At 38.9% G+C, this 11,237-nt stretch carries 11 protein-coding genes and 1 tRNA gene; 3 read left to right on the top strand and 9 right to left on the bottom strand.

All coding sequences use genetic code 11. From position 1 onward, the window contains the following. Positions 1-343 precede the first annotated feature (343 nt). The 9 genes from eno to BTHG_RS27340 all read right to left on the bottom strand — a co-directional run bounded on the left by eno (position 344) and on the right by BTHG_RS27340 (position 9,290). The gene (eno, locus tag BTHG_RS09660; protein WP_010676550.1) at positions 344-1,636 is read right to left on the bottom strand and encodes a phosphopyruvate hydratase; all 1,293 of its coding nucleotides are present in this window, start codon (positions 1,634-1,636) and stop codon (positions 344-346) included. Between the two features lie 46 nt (positions 1,637-1,682). Next, entirely contained in the window at positions 1,683-3,215 is a 1,533-nt protein-coding gene (gpmI, locus tag BTHG_RS09665; RefSeq protein WP_010676551.1) for a 2,3-bisphosphoglycerate-independent phosphoglycerate mutase, read from the bottom strand. Further along, the gene (gene tpiA / locus BTHG_RS09670) at positions 3,215-3,976 is read right to left on the bottom strand and encodes a triose-phosphate isomerase (RefSeq protein WP_010676552.1); all 762 of its coding nucleotides are present in this window, start codon (positions 3,974-3,976) and stop codon (positions 3,215-3,217) included. Before tpiA ends, gpmI begins: the two co-directional genes overlap by 1 nt. Before the next feature lie 58 nt (positions 3,977-4,034). Beyond that, positions 4,035-5,219, bottom strand: a complete 1,185-nt coding sequence (locus BTHG_RS09675; RefSeq protein ID WP_010676553.1) for a phosphoglycerate kinase — start codon at positions 5,217-5,219, stop codon at positions 4,035-4,037. 224 nt (positions 5,220-5,443) lie between these two features. Next, positions 5,444-6,451, bottom strand: a complete 1,008-nt coding sequence (gene gap, locus BTHG_RS09680; RefSeq protein WP_010676554.1) for a type I glyceraldehyde-3-phosphate dehydrogenase — start codon at positions 6,449-6,451, stop codon at positions 5,444-5,446. Between the two features lie 56 nt (positions 6,452-6,507). Next, positions 6,508-7,527 (bottom strand): sugar-binding transcriptional regulator, encoded by a 1,020-nt coding sequence (locus BTHG_RS09685; RefSeq protein WP_010676555.1) that lies wholly within the window; start codon positions 7,525-7,527, stop codon positions 6,508-6,510. A 189-nt stretch (positions 7,528-7,716) separates the two neighbouring features. Continuing rightward, complete coding sequence (locus BTHG_RS09690) at positions 7,717-7,971, bottom strand: glutaredoxin family protein (protein WP_010676556.1); 255 nt, start codon at positions 7,969-7,971, stop codon at positions 7,717-7,719. Between the two features lie 15 nt (positions 7,972-7,986). Beyond that, positions 7,987-8,949 (bottom strand): RNA polymerase factor sigma-54, encoded by a 963-nt coding sequence (rpoN, locus tag BTHG_RS24630; RefSeq protein ID WP_010676557.1) that lies wholly within the window; start codon positions 8,947-8,949, stop codon positions 7,987-7,989. A 35-nt stretch (positions 8,950-8,984) separates the two neighbouring features. Continuing rightward, positions 8,985-9,290 (bottom strand): hypothetical protein, encoded by a 306-nt coding sequence (locus BTHG_RS27340; protein ID WP_232284462.1) that lies wholly within the window; start codon positions 9,288-9,290, stop codon positions 8,985-8,987. Between the two features lie 199 nt (positions 9,291-9,489). On the opposite strand from BTHG_RS27340, the gene BTHG_RS26745 reads away from it, so the two are divergent. The 3 genes from BTHG_RS26745 to clpP all read left to right on the top strand — a co-directional run bounded on the left by BTHG_RS26745 (position 9,490) and on the right by clpP (position 11,224). Further along, complete coding sequence (locus BTHG_RS26745) at positions 9,490-9,657, top strand: hypothetical protein (RefSeq protein ID WP_157256162.1); 168 nt, start codon at positions 9,490-9,492, stop codon at positions 9,655-9,657. A gap of 478 nt (positions 9,658-10,135) precedes the next feature. After that, positions 10,136-10,207: transfer RNA gene (locus tag BTHG_RS09705), tRNA-Arg, on the top strand. 423 nt (positions 10,208-10,630) lie between these two features. Further along, positions 10,631-11,224: an ATP-dependent Clp endopeptidase proteolytic subunit ClpP gene (clpP, locus tag BTHG_RS09715; RefSeq protein WP_010676559.1), complete on the top strand. Its 594-nt coding sequence runs from the start codon at positions 10,631-10,633 to the stop codon at positions 11,222-11,224. The last annotated feature ends 13 nt before the right edge of the window (positions 11,225-11,237 follow it).

An 11,237-nucleotide genomic window follows, 5' to 3' on the forward strand; every position in this document is an offset into this window, starting at 1 on the left:
ATATTTGCGTCTCTGCCAGGTTTTTTGCGTCGAAATTAGAATATTTGCGTCGATATCCAGATATTTGCGTCTACCACTAGGGTTTTTGCGTCGAAATTAGAATATTTGCGTCGATATCCAGATATTTGCGTCTACCACTAGGGTTTTTGCGTCGAAATTAGAATATTTACGTCTGTATCCAAATATTTGCGTCTACCAATAGGGTTTTTGCGTCGGAATTCAGATATTTGCGTTGATCTGCATATATTTGATTTGGAACCTTAACCAACTTATATTGCGTTAGATCCCTGACAACACAAAAAAACGACAAGCAGCCTCGCTTGTCGTTTTCCTTTTATCTTGATTAACCTCTTAAGTTATAGAAAGAAGCTAAGCCGTTGTATTGAGCTGTTTCGCCAAGATTGTCTTCAATACGTAGTAATTGGTTGTATTTTGCAACACGGTCAGTACGTGATGGAGCACCAGTCTTGATTTGGCCAGCGTTTGTTGCAACTGCGATGTCAGCGATTGTGCTGTCTTCTGTTTCACCAGAACGGTGAGAGATTACTGCAGTGTAACCAGCGCGTTTTGCCATTTCAATTGCATCAAATGTTTCAGTTAATGTACCGATTTGGTTTACTTTGATAAGGATTGAGTTTGCAATTCCTCTTTCAATACCTTCAGCAAGTTTCTTAGTGTTTGTAACGAATAAATCGTCTCCAACTAATTGAACTTTTCTACCAAGACGCTCAGTTAAAAGCTTGTGGCCTTCCCAGTCGTTTTCGTCTAAACCATCTTCAATTGAGATGATTGGGTATTTTGAAACAAGGTCTTCGTAGAATGCAACCATTTCTTCAGAAGTAAGAACTTTTCCTTCTCCTTTAAGATGGTATTTACCGTCTTCTTTGTTGTAGAACTCAGAAGATGCAGCATCCATTGCAAGACGTACTTGCTCACCAGGCTTGTAACCTGCTTTTTCAATTGCTTCTACGATTGTTTGTAGAGCTTCTTCGTTTGAACCAAGGTTTGGAGCGAATCCACCTTCGTCACCTACTGCTGTGTTTAAGCCTTTTGCATGTAAAACTGCTTTAAGGTTGTGGAAAATTTCAGCACCCATACGAAGTGCTTCTTTAAAGTTTTCAGCACCAACAGGCATGATCATGAACTCTTGGATGTCAACGTTGTTGTCAGCGTGCTCTCCACCGTTGATGATGTTCATCATTGGTACTGGAAGAGTTTTTGAGTTGAATCCACCTAGGTATTGGTATAAAGGAACTTCTAAGAAGTCAGCTGCTGCGCGAGCTACTGCCATAGAAACACCAAGAATTGCGTTTGCACCTAATTTACCTTTGTTGTCAGTTCCATCAAGCTCGATTAACGCTTTGTCGATAGCAACTTGGTCAGTTACATCGAAGCCGATGATTTCAGCTGCAATGATTTCATTTACATTGTTAACTGCTGTTTGAACACCTTTTCCAAGGTAACGGCTCTTGTCGCCATCACGAAGCTCAACTGCTTCATATTCACCAGTTGAAGCACCACTTGGTACTAACGCACGGCCGAATGCACCTGACTCCGTATATACTTCAACCTCAACTGTAGGATTTCCACGAGAATCTAATACTTCACGAGCGTAAACATCTACGATAATTGACATTAAAAATCTCTCCTTTTTCTAATAAGTTTATTGTCGTTCAAATGATTTATTTGATTAAAGAGTTTCCAGTCATTTCTGCGGATTTTTGGACATTTAAAAGATCGAGCATCGTTGGTGCTAGGTCTCCTAGTTTTCCGTCTTCCCTTAATGTTAATCCTTCTTTTGTGACGATGACTGGAACTGGGTTTGTAGTATGTGCAGTCATTGGGTTACCTTCAATGGTAACAACTTCGTCAGAGTTACCATGGTCAGCTGTAATGATTGCTTTTCCGCCTTTTGCTAGAATTGCATCAACGATTTCACCTAGACACTCATCAACTGTTTCAATGGCTTTAATCGTTGGCTCAAGCATGCCTGAGTGACCGACCATATCTGGGTTGGCAAAATTTAAGATAATCGCATCATGGTTATCTTCAGCGATTTCTTTTAAAAGTGCATCTTTCACTTCGTAAGCACTCATTTCAGGCTTAAGGTCATATGTTGCAACTTTTGGTGAATTAATTAAAATTCGAGTTTCTCCAGGAAATTCCTGTTCACGACCACCGCTCATAAAGAATGTCACATGTGGATATTTTTCAGTTTCCGCAATACGGAGCTGTTTTAATCCATTTTGTGAAAGAACCTCACCTAGTGTGTTATCAAGATTTGTTGGTTTGAACGCCACATATCCATCCACACTTTCACTGAAGTGAGTTAAGCACACAAAGAATAAATCTTTCGGATGCTTAGGACCACGGTCAAATGAACGGAAATCGTCATTTGTGAATGTGTTTGAAATTTGAATTGCACGGTCAGGTCTGAAATTATAAAAAATCACAGCGTCATTATCTTGAATCGTTGCAACAGGTGAACCGTCTTCTTTTACAATGACAGATGGTAAAACGAATTCGTCATAAATTCCGTTTGCATAGGAGTCATCCACTAGCTCGAATGCATTTTTATATGTAGGACCTTCTCCGTACACCATGGAACGGTATGACTTTTCTACGCGCTCCCAACGTTTGTCTCTGTCCATTGAATAATAACGACCAGACAACGTTGCGATTTCACCAACACCGTATTCTTTTATTTTTTCGTCAAGCTGTTCTAGATAGCTTTTTGCCGTCTGTGGACCAACGTCTCTTCCATCCAAAAATCCGTGAATATACACTTTTTCAATACCTTCTGTTGCAGCCAGCTTTAACAATGCAAAAAGGTGATCAATGTGACTATGTACACCACCATCAGATAATAGTCCGAATAGATGTAAAGCCGTTCCATTTTCCTTTACATGTTGCATTGCAGCAAGGAAGGTTTCATTTTTTTCAAATTCGTGATCGCGGATTGCAACATTTACACGGGTTAAGCTTTGGTAGACAATACGGCCTGCACCGATATTTAAGTGTCCTACCTCTGAATTACCCATTTGGCCTTCTGGTAAACCAACAGCCTCACCGCTTGCTTGTAAAGTAGCGTGCGGGTATTTGTTCCAATAGCGATCAAAATTTGGTTTATTTGCTTGCGCTACTGCGTTTCCTTTTACTTCATCGCGAAATGCGAATCCGTCTAAAATGATAAGTGCAACTGGTGATTTACTCATTACTTCTGTGCCTCCAATAGCTTTACAAAAGAAGAAGCATCAAGACTTGCTCCACCAACTAGAGCACCATCTATATCAGGTTGTGCCATATATTCTTTAATGTTCTCAGGTTTTACACTACCACCGTATTGGATGCGAACTGCTTCTGCCACGTCACCGGAGAATTGTTCTGCAATCACTTTACGAATATGTGCACAAACTTCATTAGCATCTTCAGCAGAAGAAGATTTTCCTGTTCCGATTGCCCAGATTGGTTCATAAGCAATGACAACTTCTTTCGCTTGTTCAGCTGTTAAACCTGCTAACGCTTTTTGAATTTGTGTTCCTACTAGGTCATTAGTTTGACCTGCTTCACGCTGCTCTAATGTTTCACCACAGCACACGATTGGAATTAATCCATGAGCAAAAGCTGCAAGTGTTTTTTGGTTAACTGTTTCATCAGTTTCAGCGAACATTTCACGACGTTCAGAGTGACCAAGGATAACATAGTCGACACCTAGATCTTTTAATGCAACAGGGCTGATTTCACCTGTAAATGCTCCGCTCTCTTTATGATGCATGTTTTGTGCACCAATTTTAAGGTCAGAGTTTCCTTCTTTTACGTTTGCAACAAGACGCTCTAAAAATAGTGCTGGTGCACAAACGACAGATTCAACCTTTTCTGGTGATGGAATTTGACCATTAACTTCTTCAACAAATTGTACTGCTTCTGAAAGAACCTTATTCATTTTCCAGTTTCCTGCAATGATTGGCTTTCTCATGTTTCACCATCCCTTTCGTTGTTGATCTTTATGGCAAGGTGCAATGTTGCACCCACTTTTATTTATCGTTAAGTAATACGACTCCTGGAAGTTCTTTTCCTTCCATGAATTCTAGTGATGCGCCACCACCAGTTGAGATATGGCTCATTTTATCAGCAAGACCGAATTTTTCAACGGCCGCTGCAGAGTCACCGCCTCCGATAACAGAGTATGTATCAGTAGCATCAGCTAATGCTTGAGCAACGGCTTTCGTTCCGTTTGAGAAAGCGTCTAATTCGAACACACCCATAGGTCCATTCCAAATCACAAGTTTAGATTTCTGAATTACATCTCTGTAAATTTCAGCTGTCTTTGGACCGATATCAAGTGCTTCCCAATCACTTGGGATTTCGTTGATAGGAACGATTTTAATGTTGGCATCATTTGAGAAATCGTCAGCAACCCTTACATCGACAGGCATATAGAAGTTGACGCCTTTTTCTTTTGCTTTTTTAACAAACTCGTTAGCAAGATCCATTTTATCTTCTTCTAAAAGAGACTTACCAATTTCATGGCCTTGTGCTTTTACGAAAGTATAAGCAAGACCGCCACCGATAATTAAGTTATCTACTTTATCTAAGAGATTTTCAATAACACCAATCTTATCCTTAACTTTTGCTCCTCCGACAATTGCTGTGAACGGACGCTCTGGATTAGAAAGTGCTTTTCCTAGAACTTCAAGTTCCTTTTCCATTAAGAAACCAGCAACTGCAGGTAGGTGTTCTGCGATACCAGCTGTTGAAGCATGTGCTCGGTGAGCTGCTCCAAATGCATCGTTTACATATACATCAGCTAATGCAGCGAATTGTTTAGCAAGCTCTGGATCGTTCTTCTCTTCTCCAGGGTAAAAACGAACGTTTTCTAGTAAAAGAACATCGCCTTCGTTCATTTCTGAGATTGCTTGTTCAACTTCTGGACCGTAAGCTTCGTTTGTTTTGTGAACTTCAATACCTAAGTGTTCACCTAAACGTTTTGCAACTGGATCTAAGCGAAGTTCGTCAACTGCTTTTCCTTTTGGACGACCAAGGTGGCTTGCTAAAATAACTTTTGCTCCTTCTTTACGAAGGTACTCGATTGTTGGTAATGCTGCACGAATACGTGTCTCGTCAGTAACCTGACCCTCTTGCATTGGAACATTAAAATCAACTCGACAAAAAACTCGCTTGCCTTTTACATCAATATCTCTTACTGATTTTTTATTCACTTCAGAAGGCCTCCGTTCTATGTAATAGTGAGTTTAAAAACTTGCCCTATACACTAAGCAATGCTTAACAGGCACTTGTCTGATGGACATCAAAAAGGGAAGGGAACACTCCCTTCCCTTCACAAGTTCTATTATAGTAAGTATTGCTTTGGTTTCCAAGAACAATGTGCTTTACTAATCGACTAATATGACATACTAATCGAACAGTAAATGTAAAGTTGAAATTATAGACCTTTTGATGCGATGTAATCAACTAGGTCAACTACACGGTGAGAGTAACCAGTTTCATTATCATACCAAGAGATAACTTTAACCATGTTGCCTTCCATAACCATTGTTGAAAGAGCATCGATAGTTGAAGAATTTGGATTTCCGTTGTAGTCACCAGATACTAGTGGCTCTTCACTGTAACCCATAACTCCGTTTAATTCATTTTCAGAAGCCTTACGAAGTGCTGCATTTACTTCTTCTACAGTTACTTCTTTATCTAATTCAGCAACTAGGTCAACAAGTGACACGTTTGGAGTTGGAACACGCATAGCTCCACCATTTAGTTTACCTTTTAGTTCAGGTAATACTAGAGAAACAGCTTTTGCTGCACCAGTTGTAGTAGGAATGATGTTTTCAGCTGCTGCACGAGCACGACGGTAGTCCTTATGTGGTAAGTCAAGGATTTGTTGGTCGTTTGTATAAGAGTGAACAGTTGTCATCATACCACGCTTAATTCCAAAGTTTTCGTGTAAAACTTTCGCAAATGGAGCTAAGCAGTTTGTAGTACAAGAAGCATTAGAAATAACGTTATGACTTGCTGGATCATATTTGTCGTTGTTAACACCCATAACGATTGTGATATCTTCATCAGTTGCAGGAGCAGAAATGATAACTTTCTTTGCACCAGCTTCTAAGTGTTTCGCAGCGTCAGCACGCTTTGTGAAACGACCAGTAGATTCAACAACAACTTCTACACCTAGGTCTCCCCAAGCAAGTTGAGCTGGGTCGCGCTCTGCTTTAACAAGAATTTCTTTACCATCAACAACAAGATTGTTTCCATTTACAGATACTTCTGCATTAAGTTTACCGTGAACAGAATCATACTTTAATAGATGTGCAAGCATGTTTGCATCTGTTAAATCGTTTACTGCTACTACTTCAACATTTGGATTTTCTAGTGCCGCACGAAATACGTTACGACCAATACGTCCAAAACCATTAATACCAACTTTTACTGCCATTTTTGATTTCCTCCTTTTGTATGTGAAACCTATAAAAATATATTAGGGGAAGTTTTTTACCCCTTTACTAACTCTTTTGCTGCACCCTCATCTGTTATTAGCAGAGTCTTTGGTGCTTGCTTTAAGTACGCTTGAATGGCTTTTGCCTTCGAAGCTCCACCAGCTACTGCAATCACATCGTGAATTGCGGGAAGATCTTTTAGCTGAATGCCAATTGTTTGAACGCGATGGACCACTTTCCCATCTTCGTCAAAATAATACCCAAAGGCTTCTGCAACCGCATGAGATTCAATGATTTTTTTCATATCTTCTTCATCTGTCTTGCGACGCTTTGCCATTGTAATAGCGTCTCCTATTCCGTGAACAACCATACTTGAAGACTTTATTAAATTCAGGACGTCTCGAATCGATGGTTCAGCCACAAAAGAGTGGTACGCTTCATTGCTAACAACATCTGGTACATGTAGAAGTCGGTAATCTCCAGAAGCTTTTTCAGCCATCTTTGCGCAAATCGTGTTTGCTTGATTTTCCACCCGTTCTCCTAACCCACCTCTTGCCGGAACAAATAAAATGCTTCGCCCTTTTGAATCCGGGGTCATCATTTCAGCCACCTCAACAAGGGTTGTACCACCAGTAACTGCGACGATATTTTCTCCAAAAAGCCTTTGTTTTATTCTTGAAACGCAAGCTCTTCCCATTTCTTTTTTCACCCAAGGAGTCGTGTCACTGTCGCCTGAAACAACAATCACTTCTTTAATATTTAACTTCTCCTTAAGCTTTGATTCTAAAACCTGTAATCCTAAAACTTCCTTCATTACTTCCTCAAGGTCTTTTAAAAGGTCCGCGCCCTCTGTCGTTAGGCTCATGCCTGCAGAACTAAATTCTACAAGGTTTTGTTCTTTTAAAAATTGTACTTCACCACGAAGGACACGCTCGCTATGTCCGAGACTCGTAGAAAGATTCCGTCTTCCAATCGGCTGCATTAGTCGTATGTATTTGAGAATCTCATGGCGTTTTTGCATAACCTCGAGTAAATCAGGTAATAATTTTTGTTGGACCTCAATGATTGAACTCATTCTTTTCATTTCCCCTTTTTTACCATAAGGGACTTTTTTTGTCCCGGTGTGACATATTATGTCCCGCTTACAGTAAAAAAAACAACATCAAAAACTAAATATCATCGTGTTACACTAATATATTAACAATACTTTTAAAAGAATGCAATAAATAAACTGCCTATTTTTTAGGCAGCCACTCATTAGCTTTTATATTTTCTGAATTTTGCTTAAGTAATCTTGGATTGTTTCTTTATGGATAATCCCATATTCTACTTCAATTCCGTCGATTTCAATCACCGGAATCATAATTTGATATTTTTCAAGAAGCTCATCGTCTTTATAAATATCTATTTCATGAAGGTCTAGTGGGTATTCTTCACTTAATTCCTCCAATGCCTTTTTCGCTTTTACACAAAGTGAGCAATTATCTTTTGAATACATAGTAACTTGAATACGGTTCATTGTTACACTTCCAATCTACTTGCTATACCGTTTTCGTTTCGATGAAGAAGGTATATTTAATTGGTCACGGTACTTTGCAATTGTCCGTCTAGATACAAGTATACCGTGTTCCTTCTTAAGTATACTGACAATCTCCTGGTCTGACAAAGGCTTTTGTTTATTTTCCTCATCAATCATCTGTTTCATTACATTTTTTACTTGTGTTGATGACGTGTCGACATCACCTGTCGTTTGGATATTTCTGCTAAAGAAATACTTCAATTCAAAAATACCAAATGGGGTCTGCACAAATTTATCTTTCACCGCACGGCTTACAGTCGATTCGTGAATTTCTAAGGCTTCCGCTATCTCACTCATAATTAGAGGCTTTAAATGGGCAGGTCCCTTTATAAAAAAGTCTAGTTGCCGATTAATAATTTCGTTCATTACATTTTGTAGAGTCTGTTTGCGTTGCTCCAAACTTCTAATAATCCATTGGCACTGGTCCACTTTTTGCTGGAGATAAGATTTTGTTTTTGAGTCTTTTTCTTCTAAAAAATAGTGATAATATTGCAGGTTCAACGAAACCTTTGGCAAATATGAGTCCTGCATACTCATTGACACCACGCCGTTTTCAACCTGGATATCAAAGTCTGGAACAATGTAATGGGCTTCGCCACCTTGAAAAGCAGCACCTGGCCTTGGGTTTAGCGTTTGAATAAAATCAAAAACTTGTTGAATGTCAAATGGCTTTATATCAAGTTTAGTCGCAATTTCCTTCCAAGACCTTTCAGCAAAAAGTTCAAAAAAGTCTTGAATAATTGTTTCCGCCAGGCTATTCCGTTTTGGAAGTGCCTTTAATTGCAATAGAAGACATTCTTGTAGGGACCTTGCTCCCACCCCTATCGGATCTAAACTTTGAATGAATCCAATGGCATTTTCGATTGTTTCAGGATTAGTATTTAGATCCTTTGCAATTTCTTCGGTAGGAAAATACAAGTATCCGTTGCCATCTAAGAGATGGATGATATATTCTATGGTTCTTTTTTATTGATGTTTAGTTTCGTATATGAAAGTTGTGTAAGCAGATGGTCATAAAGTGTGGTTTCATTTTTCCCAATGTAGTCAATTGGATTGGTATAGGTGTCTTTAGAGACCTTTGATTTTGTTGGACGATTAAATTCTGTTGTCTTTACTTCAATTAGGGGATTTTCTAGTGTTTGCTCTTCTAAAAATTTAGTCAAATCCAAAGAGGAATATTGTAATAAGGTGATAGCCTGTGTTAGCTCCCTTGTCATGACTACTTTTAAAGATTGCTGTTGAAAAAGTCCAGTTTGCATATTCACGTATGTTCCCCCTTTCCCCTTAGTTAAAAAATGGAAGCGTTTACTTTTTTATTTATAATTATGGATACTTTCGTGTGACCGAAGGGTTTATACGGTTATTATCATCTTACTTCTATGGTATCGAAAAAGTTAAAATTTAGCACGCATTTTTAATCATTTTTTGAAAGAATCTACTTTAAAGAGGTGATTATTGTTGAAAAAGAATGAAATCATATATACAGGGCCAGTTACCGGGACATTAGACGAGGCGAAAAACAAAGAAGAGTTTGCATCTGAGTTTGATCCAATCCAAACGATGTGGGCTGTGAATCCTGTTGATGAGACTGTGTATGATGGGACATTGGGGTATAAGGATAACTAGAAGAGATTTAGATTAGTGGTATGCCGGGTTATGGGTTTCGGTATACCACTTTTTTGTTTTTCAGGGCGATGTGGGTTTATTTGGTTTATGTTTACCAATATTATCACAAAGCGTAATCTTATTTTTCGTATTTGTCGTGGCCTTTTCTGTATTTTTCCAAAAGTGCTAGGTTATTTTGTGTTTATGCTATGGATTTTTCCATTTCCATCCAAAAGCAATATGATATTTTGGGGTTATGCTAGTACTTTTTCCACTTTCAACCAAAAGTGCTAGGTTATATGGATTTTATGCCATGACATATCCCATTTTCGTCCAAACCGCCTTTCATATTTGAATTGAAAGCTACAACCTGGTTCAATTCTCAATTTATCCGATACTGAGAAACTACAATCCTTACATCAAGCCTTTTTCGGAATTAAATTCTTGCATTCATTTAGGTTCTATCCTATAATGATGAGTGCAGTTTCTAACAAAACATGCCCTCGTAGTGTAGTGGATAGCACAAGAGATTCCGGTTCTCTTATCGTGGGTTCGAATCCTGCCGAGGGCGCTACATTAAACCTGTTTCTATTTTATAGAGACAGGTTTTTCTATTTTCCCAGTTTTGATCCGGAGCCAGTGGAACCGTCCCTTTGGTTCAACTGATTTTATGTGGAACCATGAACCGTCCCCTTGGCCCTGAATTCATGTGGAACCACGAGAACCGTCCCCTTGGCCCTGAATTCATGTGGAACCATGAGAACCGTCCCCCTGGCCCCCCGGTTCTTTGGTTCTATGTTTAAAATATGGCAAAACGGGTAAGATGGATTACGTATGATTTTTTGTTTTTTTCCATGTTTGAAAAGGTATGTGGATATTGTTTGTAGAATAAGATAAGATAGTAAAGCGAATTGTTTGACCTTTACTGACCTTAATTGTATGATGGAAATACATAGCAAAGTTTTTCAATTTTGTTTTAAAGGAGGAAGTTAAAATGAATTTAATCCCTACAGTTATTGAACAAACTAACCGTGGAGAGCGCGCCTATGACATTTATTCACGTTTATTAAAAGACCGTATTATCATGCTTGGAAGTGCGATTGATGATAATGTTGCAAACTCAATCGTGTCTCAGTTATTGTTCTTAGCAGCTGAGGATCCTGAAAAAGATATTTCTTTATACATTAACAGCCCTGGTGGTTCGATTACGGCTGGAATGGCTATCTATGACACTATGCAGTTCATAAAGCCAAATGTCTCAACAATCTGTATCGGTATGGCTGCATCAATGGGTGCTTTCTTACTTGCTGCAGGTGAAAAAGGCAAGCGTTTTGCACTTCCTAATAGTGAAGTTATGATTCACCAACCACTTGGTGGTGCACAAGGTCAAGCAACTGAAATTGAAATCGCGGCTAAGCGTATTCTTTTCTTACGCGAAAAGCTTAACCAAATTTTATCAGAGCGTACTGGCCAACCATTAGAGGTTCTTCAAAGAGATACAGACCGTGACAACTTCATGACTGCTGAAAGAGCAATGGAGTATGGTCTTATCGACAAGGTTATGTATCCACAAGATAACACTAAATAAAAACAAAAAATCC

It is taken from the genome of Bacillus timonensis (genome assembly GCF_000285535.1).
GTDB classification, from domain to species: domain Bacteria; phylum Bacillota; class Bacilli; order Bacillales; family Bacillaceae_L; genus Ferdinandcohnia; species Ferdinandcohnia timonensis.